Origin of the sequence: Streptomyces sp. NBC_00859 (genome assembly GCF_045161865.1) — a bacterium.
GTDB lineage: Bacteria > Actinomycetota > Actinomycetes > Streptomycetales > Streptomycetaceae > Streptomyces.
Window position 1 is genome coordinate 3,280,433 of the sequence record NZ_CP108826.1, and the last position, 18,849, is coordinate 3,299,281.

At 69.9% G+C, this 18,849-nt stretch carries 22 protein-coding genes; 7 read left to right on the forward strand and 15 right to left on the reverse strand.

Going from position 1 to position 18,849, the window contains the following annotated elements; translation table 11 throughout:
• The first annotated feature begins 97 nt into the window (after positions 1 to 97).
• A complete protein-coding gene (locus OG584_RS14055; RefSeq protein ID WP_405778163.1) occupies positions 98 to 1,477 on the forward strand; it encodes a 3-oxoacyl-ACP reductase in 1,380 nt (459 codons plus the stop codon).
• A gap of 222 nt (positions 1,478 to 1,699) precedes the next feature.
• Here the strand turns inward: OG584_RS14055 and OG584_RS14060 are convergent, their stop codons facing one another.
• A complete protein-coding gene (locus OG584_RS14060; protein WP_405778164.1) occupies positions 1,700 to 2,473 on the reverse strand; it encodes a hypothetical protein in 774 nt (257 codons plus the stop codon).
• 214 nt (positions 2,474 to 2,687) lie between these two features.
• Between OG584_RS14060 and OG584_RS14065 the strand changes: the two genes are divergently transcribed.
• The gene (locus OG584_RS14065) at positions 2,688 to 3,125 is read left to right on the forward strand and encodes a tautomerase family protein (protein ID WP_405778165.1); all 438 of its coding nucleotides are present in this window, start codon (positions 2,688 to 2,690) and stop codon (positions 3,123 to 3,125) included.
• A 279-nt stretch (positions 3,126 to 3,404) separates the two neighbouring features.
• Here the strand turns inward: OG584_RS14065 and OG584_RS14070 are convergent, their stop codons facing one another.
• The 4 genes from OG584_RS14070 to OG584_RS14085 form a co-directional block, all read right to left on the reverse strand.
• Positions 3,405 to 3,578: a CsbD family protein gene (locus OG584_RS14070; RefSeq protein ID WP_405784058.1), complete on the reverse strand. Its 174-nt coding sequence runs from the start codon at positions 3,576 to 3,578 to the stop codon at positions 3,405 to 3,407.
• Positions 3,579 to 3,919: 341 nt separating this feature from the next.
• Positions 3,920 to 4,522, reverse strand: coding sequence for a transglycosylase SLT domain-containing protein (locus tag OG584_RS14075; protein ID WP_405773884.1), 603 nt, complete (start codon positions 4,520 to 4,522; stop codon positions 3,920 to 3,922).
• Between the two features lie 831 nt (positions 4,523 to 5,353).
• A complete protein-coding gene (locus tag OG584_RS14080; protein ID WP_405778166.1) occupies positions 5,354 to 5,863 on the reverse strand; it encodes a DinB family protein in 510 nt (169 codons plus the stop codon).
• A 159-nt stretch (positions 5,864 to 6,022) separates the two neighbouring features.
• A complete protein-coding gene (locus tag OG584_RS14085; RefSeq protein ID WP_405784060.1) occupies positions 6,023 to 6,385 on the reverse strand; it encodes a DoxX family protein in 363 nt (120 codons plus the stop codon).
• 173 nt (positions 6,386 to 6,558) lie between these two features.
• Between OG584_RS14085 and OG584_RS14090 the strand changes: the two genes are divergently transcribed.
• Together OG584_RS14090 and OG584_RS14095 are read left to right on the forward strand one after the other, a co-directional pair.
• Positions 6,559 to 7,410 (forward strand): LysR family transcriptional regulator, encoded by an 852-nt coding sequence (locus tag OG584_RS14090; RefSeq protein WP_405778167.1) that lies wholly within the window; start codon positions 6,559 to 6,561, stop codon positions 7,408 to 7,410.
• A 298-nt stretch (positions 7,411 to 7,708) separates the two neighbouring features.
• Positions 7,709 to 8,611 (forward strand): MaoC family dehydratase, encoded by a 903-nt coding sequence (locus tag OG584_RS14095; protein ID WP_405778168.1) that lies wholly within the window; start codon positions 7,709 to 7,711, stop codon positions 8,609 to 8,611.
• On the opposite strand, the gene OG584_RS14100 is transcribed toward OG584_RS14095, so the two are convergent.
• The 6 genes from OG584_RS14100 to OG584_RS14125 all read right to left on the reverse strand — a co-directional run bounded on the left by OG584_RS14100 (position 8,571) and on the right by OG584_RS14125 (position 14,088).
• Complete coding sequence (locus OG584_RS14100; RefSeq protein ID WP_405784062.1) at positions 8,571 to 9,194, reverse strand: TetR/AcrR family transcriptional regulator; 624 nt, start codon at positions 9,192 to 9,194, stop codon at positions 8,571 to 8,573. The genes OG584_RS14095 and OG584_RS14100 overlap by 41 nt on opposite strands.
• A 175-nt stretch (positions 9,195 to 9,369) precedes the next feature.
• Positions 9,370 to 10,743, reverse strand: a complete 1,374-nt coding sequence (locus OG584_RS14105) for a dicarboxylate/amino acid:cation symporter (protein WP_405778169.1) — start codon at positions 10,741 to 10,743, stop codon at positions 9,370 to 9,372.
• 512 nt (positions 10,744 to 11,255) lie between these two features.
• The gene (locus OG584_RS14110) at positions 11,256 to 11,552 is read right to left on the reverse strand and encodes a DUF4229 domain-containing protein (protein ID WP_405778170.1); all 297 of its coding nucleotides are present in this window, start codon (positions 11,550 to 11,552) and stop codon (positions 11,256 to 11,258) included.
• A 152-nt stretch (positions 11,553 to 11,704) separates the two neighbouring features.
• Positions 11,705 to 12,229, reverse strand: coding sequence for a GNAT family N-acetyltransferase (locus OG584_RS14115; RefSeq protein WP_405778171.1), 525 nt, complete (start codon positions 12,227 to 12,229; stop codon positions 11,705 to 11,707).
• A gap of 121 nt (positions 12,230 to 12,350) precedes the next feature.
• Complete coding sequence (gene mqnE, locus OG584_RS14120; RefSeq protein ID WP_405778172.1) at positions 12,351 to 13,529, reverse strand: aminofutalosine synthase MqnE; 1,179 nt, start codon at positions 13,527 to 13,529, stop codon at positions 12,351 to 12,353.
• Positions 13,530 to 13,632: 103 nt separating this feature from the next.
• Entirely contained in the window at positions 13,633 to 14,088 is a 456-nt protein-coding gene (locus OG584_RS14125; protein WP_164259277.1) for an Lrp/AsnC family transcriptional regulator, read from the reverse strand.
• A 97-nt stretch (positions 14,089 to 14,185) separates the two neighbouring features.
• Between OG584_RS14125 and OG584_RS14130 the strand changes: the two genes are divergently transcribed.
• The gene (locus OG584_RS14130; protein WP_405778173.1) at positions 14,186 to 14,323 is read left to right on the forward strand and encodes a hypothetical protein; all 138 of its coding nucleotides are present in this window, start codon (positions 14,186 to 14,188) and stop codon (positions 14,321 to 14,323) included.
• A gap of 23 nt (positions 14,324 to 14,346) precedes the next feature.
• Here OG584_RS14130 and OG584_RS14135 read toward each other — a convergent pair whose 3' ends face one another.
• From OG584_RS14135 to OG584_RS14150, 4 genes are read right to left on the reverse strand one after another with little or no spacing between them, the layout of a single operon-like run.
• A complete protein-coding gene (locus tag OG584_RS14135; protein WP_405784063.1) occupies positions 14,347 to 15,042 on the reverse strand; it encodes a UbiX family flavin prenyltransferase in 696 nt (231 codons plus the stop codon).
• 59 nt (positions 15,043 to 15,101) lie between these two features.
• Positions 15,102 to 15,242, reverse strand: a complete 141-nt coding sequence (locus OG584_RS14140; RefSeq protein ID WP_405778174.1) for a hypothetical protein — start codon at positions 15,240 to 15,242, stop codon at positions 15,102 to 15,104.
• A gap of 44 nt (positions 15,243 to 15,286) precedes the next feature.
• The gene (gene mqnP / locus OG584_RS14145; RefSeq protein ID WP_405778175.1) at positions 15,287 to 16,189 is read right to left on the reverse strand and encodes a menaquinone biosynthesis prenyltransferase MqnP; all 903 of its coding nucleotides are present in this window, start codon (positions 16,187 to 16,189) and stop codon (positions 15,287 to 15,289) included.
• Positions 16,186 to 17,643, reverse strand: coding sequence for a menaquinone biosynthesis decarboxylase (locus tag OG584_RS14150; RefSeq protein WP_405778176.1), 1,458 nt, complete (start codon positions 17,641 to 17,643; stop codon positions 16,186 to 16,188). The genes mqnP and OG584_RS14150 overlap by 4 nt, the downstream gene beginning before the upstream one ends.
• Positions 17,644 to 17,792: 149 nt before the next feature.
• On the opposite strand from OG584_RS14150, the gene OG584_RS14155 reads away from it, so the two are divergent.
• A complete protein-coding gene (locus OG584_RS14155) occupies positions 17,793 to 18,170 on the forward strand; it encodes a PLD nuclease N-terminal domain-containing protein (protein WP_405778177.1) in 378 nt (125 codons plus the stop codon).
• Between the two features lie 47 nt (positions 18,171 to 18,217).
• Positions 18,218 to 18,685, forward strand: coding sequence for a nucleoside deaminase (locus tag OG584_RS14160; RefSeq protein ID WP_405784064.1), 468 nt, complete (start codon positions 18,218 to 18,220; stop codon positions 18,683 to 18,685).
• Positions 18,686 to 18,849 lie beyond the last annotated feature (164 nt).

Consider the following 18,849-nt stretch of genomic DNA (forward strand, 5'->3'; position numbering starts at 1 on the left):
CTCGGCATCATCTCGACCAGCGTCATCTCGACCAGCTCCTGACTCTTGAGTAACCTTACTCATTAGTAAATCTACGACGACGCAGGGAGTCTGGACAATGGCCGATCGCTATCTGCACTTCACCAGCACAGCACCCGGCCGTTTCCTCACGAGCAGGCTCGGACTGCCCCAGCCTGCCGAGCTGCGCCGCTGGTCGGCCGAACACCCGCACATCGAGGGACCGTTGCTGCACGCGACGGCTGGCGGACCGCCGCTCGCCGAGCTGTCCGACGTACTCGCCCGCACCGGCCTGAGGGTCGCCGGGGCCGCGCCGGAGGCCGAACGGGCGGCCGACGACCGGCCCGTTGGTGACCGGCCGGCGGGTGACCGGCCGGCGGGTGACCGGCCGGCGGGCGTGGTCCTGGACGCGACCGGGGTCACCACCGTTGCCGGTCTCGCGGGGGTCCACGGTGCGCTGCATCCCGTCGTACGGTCCCTCGCGCCGGGCGGGCGGGTCGTGGTGCTGGGCGCCCCGCTCTCCCGCGACGACCACCACCAGGCCGCGGCGCAGCAGGCACTCGAAGGGTTCGTACGGTCTCTGGGCAAGGAGATCGGCAGGGGCAGGACCGTCCAGCTGGTCAGGACGGTGTCCGCGGCCGCCGCCGAGTCGACGCTGCGGTTCCTGCTGTCGCCGAAGTCCGCGTACGTCAGCGGGCAGGTCATCGAGATCAGCGGGGCCGGGCCGGACAACGCCCCCGAGAGCTGGGAGCTGCCGCTCGCCGGACGCACGGCCCTGGTCACCGGCTCGGCACGCGGCATCGGCGCGGCGGTCGCCGCGACCCTGGCCCGCGACGGGGCGAAGGTCGTCTGCCTCGACGTCCCGCAGTCCCGGGCCGAGCTGACCCGTACGGCCGACTCGCTCGGCGGAACCGCGCTGGCCCTGGACATCACCGCGGTGGACGCGGCGGACCGGATCGCCGCCGCGCTCCCGGACGGCCTGGACATCCTGGTCCACAACGCGGGCATCACCCGCGACCGCCGCCTGGCCAACATGGCAGCCGACCGGTGGGCGAGCGTGCTCGACGTGAACCTGGAGAGCGTGCTGCGGACGACGGACGCCCTGCTCAAGTCCGGCACGCTCCGGACGGGCGGCCGGATCGTCGCGACGGCGTCGATCGCCGGCATCGCCGGGAACACCGGCCAGACCAACTACGCGGCCAGCAAGGCGGGCATCATCGGACTGGTCCGCACGCTGGCGCCCCGGCTCACGGAACAGGGCATCACGCTGAACGCGGTGGCCCCCGGTTTCATCGAGACGAAGATGACGGCCGCCGTCCCGCTCTTCATCCGCGAGGCGGGGCGGCGCATGAACTCGCTCGGGCAGGGCGGTCTGCCGGTCGATGTCGCGGAGACGACGGCATGGTTCGCGCATCCCGCGTCGGGGGGCGTGAACGGCCAGGTCGTACGGGTCTGCGGGCAGAGCCTGCTGGGTGCGTGAGAGCGGAGGGGGTGGATGGTCCGGTCGGTGCGTGTAGCGCGGGTGGTGCGGTGAGGTCCCGGAGCGGGCCGGGCGTCCGGAACGGGCGCGGTCGCGCCGGCCCACGCCGCCAGGCCCCGCCCGCCTCGGCTCTGGCCTGGGACAGGACGGGCGGGGCCTGAGCCTGAGCCTGGGCCTGGCCGAAATTGCCTGTGATCCGCGCTGCTTGGCCCGGAACTGGAATCAGCCTCCGGCGGGCCCGACCAGCTGGAGGTCCACGTACCCGGAGTCCGGGTTGCTCTCGGCGGGACTGCCGTCACCGGTCTCGATGGCCGACACCTTCCACAGCCGGCCGCCGAATTCGAGGGTGTCGCCCACCCGGGAGTCCCGGTAGAAGGCGTCCCCGCCGTCCCGGCCCGTGATGCCGATGTCGGCGCGCGGGCCGGGGTTGATCTCCGTGACGACCGCGCCGTACTGCCCGCTGTACTCGTTGTCCGGGACGTGCCACCTGAGACGGAAACGTCCGTCGGTCAGGGACGGCCACGTGGCTTCGGCGCTGGGCGCCGGCCGCCGTGACGGGAGCACGGCCTTCCGCCCGTGCGCCGGGGCGAGGACAACCCGGTAGGTGCAGATCTGCGCGACCGTGAACGGGACACCGTGCAGCGTGAGTTCCTGCCCGCGCTGCACGGCCCAGGCCCGGCTTCCGGTCTGCGCCGTACCGGAGCCTGTCCCGTTGGTCAGGACCGCGGTACGGTCCGCGCCGTCCGACCGTGCCTCTCTGTACAGAACTGTCCCCGCGCCCCCTTGCAGCGTGACGGAACCGCCGCGCAGCACGTGGATGCCCCGCGCCACCGGGTCTCCGACGCACACCGGGCCCTTGTCGTCCGCGGGCGTCGCGGAGCGTGTCGCGGATGCGCTGGGGGTTGGCGAGGACGCGGCCTGCTTCCCGGATGCCGGGCCGCAGCCCGCCGTGAGGAGTACGCAACCGGTGGTCGCGGCGAATCGGACGGCCTTCATGACGTGGGCACCTCCAGAGCGCCAGGATCCCAGAAGGACTCCTGCTTGCGCACCTTCGCCTGTCCGGTACCGCCCCCCGGCCGCGCCCGGCGGCCTCACCCCGAAACCTGCTTCTCCCCAGGGCGATTGAGTCACCCGCACCGAGCGCGGTCGTCTGTACCTACTGGTACGTACACTGGCGTTGTTCCGTTCGCCGATCCCACCTGGAGGCGCTGTGCCGCTTGTTCGTATCGATGTACTGGGCTGCGACACCGAGCGATTGGCCGCTCTGGGGCGAGCCGTCCAGGAGGCCCTGACCGAGACCATGGGTTTCCCGGACGACGATCGCTTCCAGATCCTGACCGGACACGACGGGGAGCGCAGCCTCTTGCACCACGGCACCTACCTCGGCGTGCAGCGGGACGACGGCATCGTGTACGTGTCGATCACCTTGCGGGCCGGCCGGCCGGCCTCACAGAAGCAGGAGCTGTACCGGCGCATCGCCGAACTCGCCCAGGAGTACGCGGACACGGAGCCCCGCAACGTGTTCGTCGCGCTGACCGAGAACACCGATGCCGACTGGTCGCTCGGCTACGGGGAGGCTCAGTACCTCGACCTCGGCCAGAGCCGTCCGGCCGATCGCGTGGCGGCCCCTCCAGCCCCGATGCGCTGATGCGCGGACGCACTGATGCGCCGACGCGGGGACGCGCCGACGGTGCGGGGCTGGGGTGGCGCGCCCCAGGAGTCCCCGGAGTCCGGGTAGTTCTGCCGCGTGCCACGCACTCAGGAGCCGCCAGGCCTACGGACACTTCGGCGGGCCGCACCGAAGAGACCGTGCGGCCCGCCGAAGTCGCCTCAGATGCTTGCCGGTTCAAGCTGCGGCAGGGCCCCCACACGCCCGTTGGGGTGGCCACGCCTACGCGTGGCCACCCCAACGGCTGTTGCCGACTGGCTAATGCTTGCCGATGTCCTTGGTCTTTTCCTTGACCTGGCGTGCGTCACCACGCATCTGCAGGGCGCGGCCCTTCGCGTGGAGGCTCTCGTTGCCCACCGCGTGTCCTACTGCGGCCGCAGCAGCACCGGCGGCCTGTTCGGTCTTCGCCTTGGCCTTCTCGTTGGCGGTCATCGTCCGCTCACGCTCCCTCGGCATCGACATCATGTACTGGGATACGCCTGGCCACTGATCGGAGCCGCAAACATCTTCGCGGCGGGAGCATCCGCGAAGGCCCCAGCGCCGGGAGGCGGCTCGGTCACTCCGACGGGCTTCGCCGAGACCACACCTCGCTGAGATTGCGCCGGACTTCGAGTGGACGGTGGGAGAGGTGGCGAGGGGCTGGAACAGGTCCACCCATGAACCTGTTCCAGCCCCTCGCCTGGACCTGAGTCCTGCCGTTCCCGGGGGTTCGGCCGTCCCACGGACTCAGGTGGTCTGTGGGGGTGCGTGCGGGTGTGTGATGGTCCGCGTTGTCAGTAGGCGGAGTTGACGTTGTCCATCGAGCCGTATTTGTCGGCGGCGTAGTTGGCCGCGGCGACGATGTTGGCGACGGGGTCGGTGAGGCTGTCCTTGGTGCCCTTGACGTGGTAGGTGTCGAAGGTGGGCTGGATGACCTGGAGGAGTCCCTTGGAGGGGATGCCGTTCTGGGCGTTGACGTCCCAGTTGTTCTGGGCGTGGGGGTTGCCGCTGGACTCGCGCATGATGTTGCGGTGCAGGCCCTCGTAGCTGCCGGGGATGTGCTTGGCCTTCATGATGGCCAGTGATTCCTTGATCCAGCCGTCGAGGTTGTTGCCGTACTTGGTGCTCTTGACGATCTCGGCGACGGGGTCGGCGTGTATGGCGCTCGGTGCCTTCTTCGCCGTGGTGTGCTGGGCGGCCTTTTCGGCGTGGTGGGCCTGCTTGGCGACCTGGGCGGTGGTGACGGCGGCGGCCGAGACGGGTGCGTCGGTGGTGGGCTCGGCGGCGTGGGCGGGGTGCGGGGCCAGGGACAGGGCGCAGGCGGCGGCGCCGGCGGCGGCGATGCCGGCCACGGAGGACTTGCGGAGACTCAGGGTGCGGCGGGTGGTGACAGTCATGGGTGTGTACCTCTCCAGTGGGGGACGTCGTGGGGAGGCCGACTGGGGGGTCGGCGACACGGGTGGGGCGCTGGGGCCGTGGTTCGTGTCGTGGGGCCGGTGTCTGGATGACGGGCGGTGTGTTCCGCCCGGTCCGGCGCTCGGCTCCCCGGTACGTCAAACACCTTGCGAGAGGGACCCGGTCGAAGGCAATTGTGTGACCTACGACGATATTTAGTTACAAACCGGACAGGCGGGGTGTGGGGCCCGCAACGAGGGGGGAAAGTCCCGCCGTGGCCTACTAGGTGCCGTCCTGTGTGACGTGGCCCCTATGCCTGGGCTCACATATCACCGGCTCCCGCACCCCGGATTCTCACTCCGCGTCACCCCTCGTACACAGCAGAACGCCCCCGCCACCCCGCCACACAAACGGACGGAGGGACGGTGCCAACCGGTGCTGCGTTCCATAGCCGCGTTCCGTAGAGACTTTCCGGCCCGGAGCGGGCCCCGAACCGTGCGGGCCCCGAACCGTGCGGGCCCCGAACCGCACGGGCACGCCCCCGCCCCCACCCGCACCCGCACCCGCACCCGCACCCGCACAGCTCTACCGCCCCCTCCTGCCGCAGACCGGGGAGCGGGCAGGCGGGCGCCTCGTGGTGAGCCGGTCCCGGCCGAACCGAGCAGGATCGAGACGGGCGCAGCGCCAGCCCACGCCCCGGCGCGGACCGCGGGTCCCGCCCGCGCGACGAGCGCAGGCGCCGGGGACGATGGCTCCTGGCTTCACATGCGGCCGTGCGGCAACCCGTTGTCGGCTACCGGTTGCTCACTGTGTACAGCCGGAGTCCCGCCGGGTCAGGCGCCCACAGTCCCGTCGACACCCTCGCGCAGAAAGTCCGCGTGCCCGTTGTGACGGCCGTACTCCAGGAGCACGTGCACCATCACCATGCGCAGCGACACCCGCTCGCCCCACCTCGGCTGAAATCCCGCGTCGTCCAGCGACTCGGCCTCCCGCTCGATCCGGCGCGAGTTCTCCACCTCGGCCTCCCAGGCCGTGAACGCCTCAGCCCTGGTCGAAGCGCTCGCGTCGTAGGCCGCCTGGAAGTCGATCCGGTCGGACCAGACCATGGGTGCGTCGTTGTCATCGAATGCGCGCCGGAACCAGGCACGCTCCACCTCTGCCATGTGCCGCACCAGGCCGAGCAGCGAAAGCGTGGACGGGGGCATCGACTGCTGCCGCAGCTGCTCGTCGGTCAGCCCTTCACACTTCATGGCCAGGGTCGCGCGGTGGTATTCGAGGAAGGCACGCAGGGTGTCCCGTTCGGTTCCAACGCTGGGCGGTCCTGTGCGGTTGTCGCTGGTCACTGGCCGCGCTCCTCGTCATCCGTGCCGGAATTCAGGGCCAGTATCCACTCCCACCGGCCGTTCCGGTACGACGGGCCGTCGACCGGATCGGCGCATGAGCCTTCGGACCAACACCCGTGGCACCGAACGCTTTTGGGCACTCGCCGCCGCTCCATGGCATCACAGCCGGGCCATCGCCAGCCACACGGTCACACCTGCGGCGAGTACGAGTGTGATGTTGAGGGCGACCTGCCGGTCCCCGAGACCCAGATGCACCCTGGTCGCGCCGATCTGAAGCAGCACGAAGCCGATGGCCGCGGCCAGCGAGAGCCAGGGCGCGATGCCGGTCAGTGGCGGCAGGATCAGGCCCACCGCGCCGAGCACCTCGATCAGTCCGACGGCCCTGACGGCGGGCATCGGGGTGCTGTCCACCCAGGCCATCATCGGCCGGAGCCGCTCACGACTGCGGACCACTTTCACTCCGCCGCCGTAGAGGTAGAAGAGGGCGAGCAGGCCGGCGACTATCCAATAGGCGAGGTTCACAATTCCCATTCCTGGTTTCCGGGCGAGGACGAGGCCAGGGAGGGGTGGCTCGTCCGGCCTTCGGTCTGCGGGTCGTGATGCGATGCGGTTCCATCGCCAATCCCACCGCCAGGGGAGTGCTGCCGTCCAAGACCGATTCCACGAGGCCGATACCGTACGGGTATCGTTGCAGCATGGAGCTACGTACGCTGCGCTACTTCGTGGCGGTCGCAGAGGAACTCCACTTCGGTCGCGCCGCCGCCCGGCTGCACATGAGCCAGCCGCCACTGAGCCGGGCCATCAAGAACCTGGAGACCGAGGTCGGCGCCTCACTGTTCGAACGGTCCTCTGCCGGTGTCACCCTCACTCCGGTGGGAGCTGTGCTGCTCGAAGAGGCACGCGCCCTGCTCGACCAGGCCGGACGCGTACGCGTCCGCGTGGCCGCCGCGGCCGGGGCCGCGACCATCACCGCAGGCCTCCTGGGCGACACCTCCGACCCGTCGGCGACCCGGCTCGCCGCCGCATACCGCCGGCGGTACCCGCACGTGGAGGTCCGGATCCGCGGGACCGACCTGACCGATCCCACCTGTGGGCTGCACGCCGGACTGGTCGACGTCGCTCTGACGCGCGGGCCGTTCGACGAAACCGGCCTCGCCGTACGCGAGTTGCGCGCCGACCCGGTGGGCGCACTGCTGCGCGCCGATGACCCGTTGGCCCGCCGCACCACTCTGTCCCCGGCCGACCTTGCCGACCGGCGCTGGTTCGTCTTCCCGCAGGGCACCGACCCCGCCTGGCAGTCGTACTGGAACGGTGGGGAACCCCGCGAAGGCCCGGTGGTGCGCACCGTGCAGGAATGCAGGCAAGCCGTTCTCTGGAACGGCACGGTCGGCATGACTCTCGTGGGACACGAGCCGGGCGAGGGGCTTGCGGTGGTGCCGCTGACAGACATGCCACCGAGCCGCGCGTTGGTGGCATGGAACGAGGGCGACACGAATCCGCTGATCCGCTCGTTCGTCGAGATCGCGATCGCCGCCTACCGGGACTGAGTTCCCTTCCGACGGGTGGCCGCGCCTCGCCCTCGCCCGAGGAAGCCGCCGCGCCTCGCAGGGGAGACGGCATCCGGCTGTCGCTCAGGCCGTTGGGCCGGGCATGACGGCAGGGCTTCTGCGACCGGCGCGAGGAGAGGCCGAAGCAGACGCAGAAGCACGAGCAAGAGCAGGGGCACGAGCAGAAGCAGGCGCCGGGCGTTTGCCGCTGCTGCCGGACCTGGCATCTCGACCGCGATCTGACCCCCAGGTAACCTTACTCCGGAGTAAATACCTTACGGATCAGGGAGCCCGCACCATGAGTGACCGCCCCCCGCACTCCCCCGGCCTGCTGCCCTCCATGATGCGCGGCGCACTGACCTCGCCTCTCAAGCGCGCCGTGTCGGCCGAGGCACCGCTGCCCGCGAGCCGGCTGGTACTGCCCGGGGTCCGGATCGACCCCGGGCGCCTCGCCGCGTATTCACGCGTATGCGGCTTCGACCGTGCGGACCCGCTCCCCCTCACCTATCCCCATGTCCTCGGCTTTCCCCTGGCCATGAAGCTGATGACGGCTCGGGCCTTCCCGCTGCCGGTCCTTGGGCTCGTCCACACCGGCATCGAGATCACCCGACAGCGCGCTCTCCCCCTCGACGTCCGGCCCGAACTGACCGTGTACGCGGACGGGTTGCGGCCGCACCGGCGTGGCACCGAGGTCGTGATGGCAACCGAAGCTCGGCTCGGGGGTGAGCTGCTCTGGGAGTCGCGCAGTACCTATCTGGCCCGGCACCCGGCGCGGGAAGCGCCCGCCGCCGAGGACGGCAGCGGCCGACCGCCCGCTCCCGCAGAGCACGCTCCCACGGGCGCAGGCACAGCCACCGGCACAACCACCTGGCGGCTTCCCGCCGATCTGGGGCGTCGTTACGGCGCCGCGTCCGGGGACCGCAACCCGATCCACCTGTACCCGCTGACCGCGAAGCTCTTCGGATTCCCGCGAGCCATCGCACACGGCATGTGGACGGCCGCACGCTGTCTGGCCGAGGCGGGGGTCCCGGAAGCCGTGCACGTACGCGTCGACTTCAGGGCGCCGGTGCTGCTCCCCGGGACAGTGACGTACGCAGCCGGGGCCGACGGGTTCGAGGTGCGGAGCCCAGGACGGGGCGGCGCGGAAAGCCGGATCCACCTCACCGGCGCGGTGACGGCGCCCAGCGCTCCCCGTTCATGAGGTTCTCCAGACCGGCCCAGGCGAAGTTCATCAGCGTGGACGCGGCCTCCTTGGCCGAGACTCCGGTCGTCCCGTTCGCCCAGCCGGCGAGGGACTCCGCCGCGCCCACCAACGCCTGGGCGAGACCGGCCACATCACGGTCGGGCAGGGCCGGATCGCGGTGGGCCTCGCGGGCCGCCGCGCCGATCAGGCCCGTCACGAACCTCACGATCTCGTCCCGCATGGCGGTGACTTCGGCGGCGAACGGTTCACCGTGCGTACGGGCCTGGTGGTGCAGGACGTTCCAGCCGTCGGGGTGGCCCGCCGTGTGCTCGAAAAAGGCGCCGACACCGTGCCACAGCTGCTGGTCCGCGGGGTCACCGGGGTCCACCCCGGCCCGTACCGCGGCGACCAGCGACTCCGCCTCACGGCGGATGCAGGCGGTGAAGAGCTCTTCCTTGGAGTTCAGGTAGAGGTAGACCAGCGGCTTGGACACACCCGCCAGTTCGGCGATCTCGTCCATCGAGGCGGCCCGGTACCCAAGCTGCCCGAACGTCCGCACGGCAGCGTCCATCATCTGCTGCTCGCGCACCGCCCTCGGCATCCGCTTGCCTTTGGCCGCCTTGACTGCACCCACCTCAGAGTCCCCTTCAGCCAGTTGGTCCGCACCAGGCAAGGGTACGGCTCCGGCCCCTCCCCGTCGTACGGAGGAGGGGCCGGTGGCGTGAAGTGAACGATCAAGCAATGCCCAAGCGGGGACAAGTCCCGGTCGGACCGTGTCAGGCAGCGACCGGAACCGACGTCTCCTGCTCGACATCGGCGGTGTGCACCTCGCGCTCGTCGACCGGGGAGGCCGAAGCGGAGTTGAACGCGTCGAGGTCCAGGATCTTCTCGCGGGCCGAGACGATGACCGGGATCAGGGCCTGGCCGGCGACGTTCGTCGCGGTGCGCATCATGTCCAGGATCGGGTCGATCGCCATCAGCAGACCCACGCCCTCCAGCGGGAGTCCCAGCGTGGAGAGGGTCAGCGTCAGCATCACGGTCGCTCCGGTCAGGCCGGCGGTGGCCGCCGAGCCGATGACCGAGACGAAGGCGATGAGCAGGTAGTCCTGGACGCCGAGGTGCACGTCGAAGATCTGCGCGATGAAGATCGCGGCGATCGCCGGGTAGATCGAGGCGCAGCCGTCCATCTTGGTGGTGGAGCCGAACGGCACCGCGAAGGACGCGTACTCCTTCGGCACGCCGAGACGCTCGGTGACGCGCTGAGTGACCGGCATGGTGCCGACGGAGGAGCGGGAGACGAAGCCGAGCTGGATCGCCGGCCAGGCGCCCTTGAAGAACTGCAGCGGGTTGACCTTGGCGACCGTCGCGAGCAGCACCGGGTAGACGACGAAGAGGATCAGCGCGCAGCCGACGTAGATGTCGGCGGTGAAGGTCGCGTACTTGCCGATCAGGTCCCAGCCGTAGTCGGCGATGGCGAAGCCGATCAGGCCGATGGTGCCCAGCGGCGCGAGGCGGATGACCCACCACAGGGCCTTCTGCAGCAGCTCCAGGACGGACTCGCTGATCTTGAGGATCGGCTCCGCCTTCTCACCCAGCTGCAGTGCGGCGATACCGGCGACGGCAGCCATGAAGACGATCTGCAGGACGTTCAGCTGGGTGAACGGCGTGACGACGTCCGTCGGCACGATGCCTGTCAGGAAGTCGATCCAGGAGCCGGAGCCGTCGGGGGCCTTACCGTCCTTCGGCGTGAGGCCGGTGCCTGCGCCGGGGTTGGTGATCAGGCCGATCGCCAGGCCGATGACGACCGCGATGAGTGACGTGATCATGAACCACATCACCGTACGGGTGGCCAGCCTGGCGGCGTTGTTGACCTTGCGCAGATTGGTGATCGACACCAGGATCGCGAAGAAGACCAGCGGGGCGACCGCCAGCTTCAGCAGCTGGATGAAGATGTCACCGACGTGCTCCAGCGTGGACTTGAGCCAGCTGATGTCCTGGCTGCGGGCCAGCCAGCCGAGCAGGACACCGAGGGCCAGACCGGCGATGATCTGGGCCCAGAACGGGAACTTGTCGGATATTCGAGACTTCTTCGCGGGGCCCGTACTGGGGCTCGCGGTGGAGTTCGCGGAACTCGCGGAACCTGCGGACATGGGGACACTCCGGTGAGGACGCAGCTGTGTGCTCGGCAGGGAGCACGGGGGACGGGGGCGCGGCGCCCGGTCACGTGGGGGCGCCGCCGCATGAGGCCGATCAGACGCGGCGACAGGCCGCGGACATGCAGCGGCAGAGATCGACATGCAGGCGCTCCACGAGCGCGGGGCTCTTGGGGTGCGGGCGCACGGCTGTCTTCATGTCGAACACGTTAACACTTGAACTTTGAGAGCCTCAAAGCCGGGCTTTGGGGCAGCGGCAGGGGTATACGCGAAAACGCCGGAACCCCGGCGCTGGAGCGGCTGGCTCCGGCCCGGGGTTCCCGGCGTGTGTGACGTAACTTACGGCGCTTGCCCGCGCCTTGGGACGGCTCCGCGGTCCGCCCGGCTCGCTCGGAGGCTGAAGGCCTGCCGGAGATGCCCGCTGACGGCGCTTACGGTGAGGGGCCCGTCCCGGCGGAACGATGCCGTTCCTGCCCGGCGAGGCCGCCTCTACTGGGTGAGGGCCGTCCCTACTGGGTGAGGCCGTCCTCCTGCGTGCGGCTGGTCTCCAGCTTGTCCTTGGCGCGCTCCACCCGGTTGATCAGCTGCTCGGACATCTTGTCGCGCTGCTTGCGCAGCAGCACGAAGCTGAGCGGAGCGGAGATGACCAGTGCCAGCAGGATGGTCCAGATGAAGTTGGAGCCGCCGAGGCCCTTGGGGACGATGCCGAAGTGGACCAGGAGCGCGCAGAAGACCAGAGACCCCATGAAGATGACGATCCGCATCGCGGTGTAGCGAATCGTGGCGCCCGGGTTGGCTACAGACACGGCTGGGGCCTCTCTCTTCGTACCGGTGGACTTCGTACCGTGGGACTTCCTGCCGACGGCAGCTGATCCAGCTGATCCTGCCCGACAAGTGAAGCACGCCCCACTTGTGATCACCCCGGCCGGGGGGTGCCGGAGCGGCGGTCCGGCCCGGATCAGAGCAGCGGCAAATACATCATGATGTCGTCGCGTTCATCGCCCGGCGCGACCCGGATCGCGCCGGGCACCCGGCCCACTTCCTTGTACCCGCAGGACTCGTAGAACCGGTCCACACCCGTCCCGCCGCGGCAGGTGAGGCGGATTCCCTCGATGCCGTCGAGGGTGCGAGCCGCATCCGCGGCTGCGGACATCAGGTCGCGCCCGTACCCCTTGCCCTGGTGGGAGGGGTGGACCATCACCGTGTACAGCCAGAGCCAGTGCCGCATCAGCCGGTGTGTGTTCAACGTGAGGAACGCGGTGGCGGCGACCGTCCCGCTCCCGTCGCGGCCGACGAGCAGCCGGGCGCGGCCCTCGGTCATCGCGGTCAGGTGCTTGATCAGCTCGGGGCGTATGTCGTCGGAAGTGACCGGCGGGACGAAGCCGACGGAGCCACCGGCGTTCGACACGTCCGTCCAGAGCGCGACGATGCCGTCCCGCAGCTTCGTGTCCATCCGCGGGTCCAGCTGAAACGTGAGGCTCATACGTCCAGCGTAGAAAAGGGCGGAACCCCGGCGATGGCCGGGGTTCCGGTACGGCGGTCCAGCGGGGTACCGATCGGCCGGGAGGGACCGGTCGGGGGACGGACCCGTCAGGGGCGACGGATCAGAAGCGCATCGCCTGCGGGGCGTCGCGGCGGGCCGGGTCCGGTCCGTCGAACTCGCGGACGATCTCGTACTGCGTGTTGCGCTCGACCGGGCGGAAGCCCGCGTCCCGGATCAGTTCGAGCAGGTCCTCACGGCCGAGCTTGTTCGGCGTGCCGTAGTTGTCGGCGTCGTGGGTGATCTTGTACTCGACCACCGAGCCGTCCATGTCGTCGGCGCCGTGCTGCAGCGCGAGCTGCGAGGTCTGGACGCCGTGCATGGGCCAGAAGACCTTGACGTGCGGGACGTTGTCGAACAGCAGCCGGGAGACGGCGAAGGTCTTCAGCGCCTCGGCACCGGTCGCCATCGTGGTCCGCACCTGGAGCTTGTTGCGGACCTTGCCGTCCTTCATGTCGACGAAGTCGTGCTGGTAGCGCAGCGGGATGAAGACCTGGAAGCCGCCGGTCTCGTCCTGGAGTTCGCGCAGCCGCAGCACGTGGTCCACGCGGTGGCGCGGCTCCTCGATGTGGCCGTACAGCATCGTCGCCGGGGTCTTGAGACCCTTCTCGTGGGCGAGGCGGTGGATGCGCGACCAGTCCTCCCAGTGGGTGGCGTGGTCGACGATGTGCTGCCGGACCTCCCAGTCGAAGATCTCGGCGCCGCCACCGGTCAGCGACTCCAGACCGGCCTCGATCAGCTCGTCGAGGATCTCGGACGCGGAGAGTCCGGAGATCGTCTCGAAGTGGTGGATCTCGGTAGCGGTGAACGCCTTGAGTGCGACCTGCGGCAGGGCTTCCTTCAGGGCGCTGAGCGAGCGCGGGTAGTACCGCCACGGCAGCGTCGGGTGCAGGCCGTTCACGATGTGCAGCTCGGTGAGGTTGTCGCCCTCCATCGCCTTGGCGAGGCGGACGGCCTCCTCGATGCGCATCGTGTACGCGTCCTTCTCGCCCGGCTTGCGCTGGAACGAGCAGTAGGCGCACGAGGCGGTGCACACATTGGTCATGTTGAGGTGCCGGTTGACGTTGAAGTGGACCACGTCGCCGTTCTTGCGCGTACGCACCTCATGGGCGAGGCCGCCGAGCCAGGCCAGGTCGTCCGTCTCGTAGAGCGCGACGCCGTCCTCGCGGGTCAGCCGCTCGCCGTCCCTGACCTTCGCCTCGATCTCGCGCTTGAGGCCTACATCGTTGATCGACGCAGTCATAGTGCGGCCGCCTCCCATATGCGTACGTAAACAACCAGCCAACCGTACTCCCCCGCCCCCGCGGCGCCGGGACCCGGCTTGCACCCCGCGCCGGGGCCCCGGGTCAGCTCGGCTCGGGAAGCTCCCCGACGCGGTTCTCCCACTTGGTGGAGAGCACGATCGTGGTGCGGGTGCGGGAGACGCCCCGGGTGCCGCTGAGCCTGCGGATCGTGCGCTCCAGGCCGTCCACGTCGTCGACCCTGACCTTGAGCATGTACGAGTCGTCGCCGGCGATGAACCAGGCGTCCTCGATCTCGGCCAGGTCCTTGAGGCGGTGGGCCACGTCCTCGTGGTCGGCGGCGTCCGAGAGCGAGATGCCGATGAGCGCGGTCACCCCGAGGCCGAGCGACTTGGCGTCGACGGTGGCCCGGTACCCGGTGATCACGCCGGCCGCTTCCAGGCGGTTGATGCGGTCGGTGACGCTGGGCCCGGAGAGCCCGACAAGCCGGCCGAGCTCGGCGTAGGAGGCCCTGCCGTTCTCCCGCAGCGCCTGGATGAGCTGCCTGTCCACCGCGTCCATACTGTTGAAGCCTTCCATTGTTCAGCAATATCGCGAGTTTACGTATAGAATCTAAGGCGCGCAGGGAAAACACCCTGCGAATCTTCCATCAGGAGTGATGTTCACCGTGTACACGATCGAGATGGCCTACGCCCGCATGCGTGAGCTGCAGGATCAGGCCAACCGTTCGCGTGACCAGCGGCTCGCCACCGCCGCCCCGGACCGCCGTACGAAGCGGCACGCCAAGAAGCGCTGACCTCCCGGGCCGGGTCTGCGGGCTCAGTCCTCGCGGGAGCCACCGAGCTCTCCCTCCCAGCGGCGGTACAGGCGGTGCGGCACCCCGGCCGCGTCGAGCACCCGCCCGGCGACGAAGTCCACCAGGTCCTGGATGTGCGTCGCCCCCGCATAGAACGCCGGCGAGGCGGGCAGGACCACGGCGCCCGCCTCGTCCAGGGACACCAGATGCCGCAGCGTCTGGCCGTTGAGCGGGGTCTCCCGCACCGCGACCACCAGCGGGCGCCGCTCCTTGAGCGTCACACTCGCCGCACGCTGCAGCAGATCCTTCGAGAGCCCGAGCGCGACCCCGGCCACGCAGGCGGTGGACGCCGGGACAATGATCATGCCCTTGACCGGGTACGAGCCGGACGACGGACCGGCGGCCAGATCCCCGGCGGCCCAGTGGCGTACGGCACCGGCCTCGCCCGCGAAGAGGTCCGGGTCCACCGCGAAAGTGCCCGGCTTCCCGTCCGCTCCCCTGGCCAGCCAGGTGCGCAGGTCGTCCCGCCAGTGCGCGTCACGGAAAGCGATCCCGGTCTCGTCGAGCAGGGTCAGCCGCGACGAACGGCTGACCACGAGATCCACGGCCTCGCCCGCGTCGAGCAGGCCGCGGAGCACAGCCGCCGCGTAGGGCGTACCGGACGCCCCGGAGACCCCGACGATCCACGGCCGCCGCGGCTGCTGACTGTGTACATTCACGTGCTCCACGTGTCCGAGCCTATCCGGCCGGTGGGAACGCGCCGCGGGTCAGGTGTGGATCAGGTGCGCTCGGGGTCCACCGGGAGCGCGCTGGTGTCCACGGTAAGACGGCCGAGCGGGGTCCGGACCGTCACCGCCTCGCCGTACGGGATGAACCGGATGAGCTGCGAGTGCAGGTGTTCGGTGACCGAAAGCGTCACGTCGGCCTCCCTGTCCCTGCACTCGCTGACAGGCGGACCGTTACTCACACGGTCAGTCCCCGCACCAGCAGATCAACGAGGGCGCACACGAACAGGGCGATCCCGATGAAGCCGTTGACCGAGAAGAACGCCCGGTTCAGCCGGGACAGATCGTGCGGCTTCACCACGTTGTGCTCGTAGACGAAGGCCACCGCGACGACCACCAGACCGGCCCAGAAGAACGCGCCGGCGTCCGTCGCCACCGCGTACCAGACGAGGAGCGCCGTCGTCACCGCGTGGCAGACACGGGCGCCGTACAGCGCGGCCGGGATGCCGAAGCGGGCGGGCACCGACTTCACGCCGTGCGCGCGGTCCGCCTGGACGTCCTGGCAGCCGAAGATCAGGTCGAAGCCGCCGATCCAGATGCCCACCGCGAGACCGAGGATGACCGCGTCCCACGACCACTCCCCGGTGATCGCCAGCCAGGCGCCGATCGGGCCGATCGCCTGGGCGAGACCGAGGATCGCGTGCGGGAAGTTGGTGAAGCGCTTCCCGTACGGATAGACCACCATCGGGATGACCGCGATGGGCGCCAGCGCCAGGCAGAGCGGGTTCAGCGCGGCCGCGGCGCCCAGGAAGACGACGACCGCGACCAGCGCGCCCGTCCAGGCCGACCTCACCGAGACCGCCCCCGTGACCAGTTCACGGGAGGCCGTGCGCGGGTTCCGGGCGTCGATCTCCCGGTCGATGATGCGGTTGCAGGCCATCGCGAAGGTGCGCAGACCGACCATCGCGACGGTCACCAGGAGCAGCCGTCCCCAGTGGATGTTGCCGTCCAGCCGGTACATCGCGGTCAGTGCGGCGATGTACGCGAAGGGCAGCGCGAAGACCGAGTGCTCGATCATCACCAGGCGGAGGAACGCCTTGGTCCTGCCCGGTTGCGGCAGCGCGGCGGCGGATGCGCTCACAGGCCGTACTCCTTCCAGCGCTTCGTCACCCGGTCGGCGACAGCAGGGTCGGACCGCACCATCTCTGGCCAGCCGCCGTCCCGCGTATAGCCCTCCTCGGGCCACTTCCGGGTGGCGTCGATACCCGCCTTGCCGCCCCAGAACTGCTGGTAGGAGGCGTGATCGAGATGGTCTACGGGGCCTTCGGCGACGGTCAGGTCACGTGCGTAGTCCGTGTTGCCGAGGGCCCGCCAGGACACCTCGTGCAGATCGTGCACATCGCAGTCCGCGTCCACCACGACGATCAGCTTGGTGAGCGACATCATGTGCGCACCCCAGACCGCGTGCATGACCTTCTGTGCGTGCTTCGGGTACTTCTTGTCGATCGAGACGATCGCACAGTTGTGGAAGCCGCCCGACTCGGGGAGGTGGTAGTCCACGATGTCCGGGATGATGATCTTCAGCAGCGGCAGGAAGAAGCGTTCCGTCGCGCGCCCCAGGGGGCCGTCCTCCGTCGGCGGGCGGCCGACGACGATCGACTGGAGCAGCGGACGGCGGCGCATCGTGACGCAGTCGATCGTCAGTGCGGGGAACGGTTCCTGCGGGGTGTAGAAGCCGGTGTGGTCACCGAAGGGGCCCTCGGGCAGCGTCTCGCCCGGCTCCAGCCAGCCCTCCAGGACCACTTCGGCCTGGGCGGGGACCTGGAGCGGGACCGTCCTGCAGTCGACCATCTCGATCCGCTTGCCCTGTACGAAGCCGGCGAAGAGGTACTCGTCGATGTCCTCGGGCAGCGGCGCGGTGGAGGCGTACGTCACGGCGGGCGGAGCGCCGAAGGCGATGGCGACGGGAAGCCGCTCGCCCTTCCTGGCGGCCACCGCGTAGTGGTTGCGGCTGTCCTTGTGGATCTGCCAGTGCATACCGATGGTGCGCTTGTCGTGGCGCTGGAGGCGGTAGAGGCCGAGGTTGCGGATGCCGGTCTCGGGGTGCTTGGTGTGCGTGAGCCCCAGGTTGAAGAAGGAGCCGCCGTCCTCGGGCCAGGTGAAGAGCGCCGGGAGCCGGTCGAGGTCCACGTCGTCGCCGGTGAGGACCACTTCCTGGACGGGGGCCGCATCCGGCTTCACCTTCTTCGGCGGTACGTGGACCATCGTGCCCAGCTTGCCGAAGGCCTCCCGTACGCCGACGAAGCCCTGCGGCAGCTCGGGCTTGAGCAGGCCGCCGATCCGGTCGCTGATCTCGTCGTACGAAGTGAGGCCGAGGGCCTTGAGCAGCCGCCGGTCGGTGCCGAAGACGTTCATCGCCAGGGGCATCGACGAGCCCTTGACGTTCTCGAAGAGCAGGGCCGGGCCGCCCGCCTTGTTGACGCGGTCGACGATCTCCCCGACCTCCAGATGGGGGTCGACCTCGACCTTGATGCGCTTGAGGTCGCCGTCGCGCTCCAGCGCCCTGAGCAGCGAGCGAAGATCGTCGTAAGCCATGCGGTCCAGTCTGTCATCCCCGGCGGTGAAGCCGGTGCCCGCCATGGGCCGGGCGCCACGCGCGGCGGCCGGTGCCCGACCGCTACCCTGTGGCCGTCATCGGGACGTTACGGACGTCTCACCACCATTGCCGGGGGGAACGTTCGGTCATGCTCAGGTATCTGCCCTTCCTGCTGGTCCTGGCGCTGTGGATCTACGCCTTCATCGACTGCCTGAACACGCCGGAGGAAGAGGTACGCGGCCTTCCCAAGGTCGTGTGGGTCCTCGTCATCCTGCTCTTCGGCGAGGTGCTCGTCGGCCCGGTCGCCTGGATCGCGGTGGGCCGGGCCCGGCGCGGGACCGCCGGTGCGGCCCCCGGCCGCGGGCGGCGGGGCGGCTGGACGGCGCCCGACGACAATCCGGAGTTCCTCGACTCCCTGCGGGCGGACAACAAGCAGGCCGAGCAGCTGCTCCAGGACCGGGAGGCGGACCTGCGCCGCCGCGAGAACGAACTGCGGCGCCGCGAGAGCGGCGAGGACGCGACCTGAGAGAAGGACGGGACACGGTGGAGCAGACGGACAGGGCCGAGCGCGGCATGGGCCCGGTGGTGCTGGACCGCACGACAGCCCGGCAGTGGCTGACCACGGCCGTCGCCGAGGCGCGGGCCGGACTCGCGGAGGGCGGCATCCCGATCGGCGCCGCGCTGTACGGGGCGGACGGCACACTGCTCGGCCGCGGGCACAACCGTCGCGTCCAGGACGGCGATCCGTCGACGCACGCCGAGACCGCCGCGTTCCGCGCCGCGGGGCGGCAGCGGTCGTACCGGGGCACGACCATGGTCACCACGCTCTCCCCCTGCTGGTACTGCAGCGGTCTGGTGCGGCAGTTCGGGATCTCCCGGCTGGTGGTCGGCGAGGCCGCCACCTTCCACGGCGGCCACGACTGGCTGGCGGAGCACGGGGTGCGGGTGGTCGTGCTCGACGACGCCGAATGCGTGGAGCTGATGCGGGACTTCACCGCACGCCACCCGGAACTCTGGAACGAGGACATCGGCGAGGAGTGACCGGCGCCGGCCCGGCTCGCCCTGCGACCGCCCGCCCGCCACCCCCCGTTCCCTCAGCCGGCGTCCCGGCCGCTCCCTGGGCGTCGGCTGCGTTGGGCTTCGCCTCGCCACAGGCGTCCAGCGGTGTTTCCGGCGGGCCCCGAAAGGCTATGCCAGTACCAACA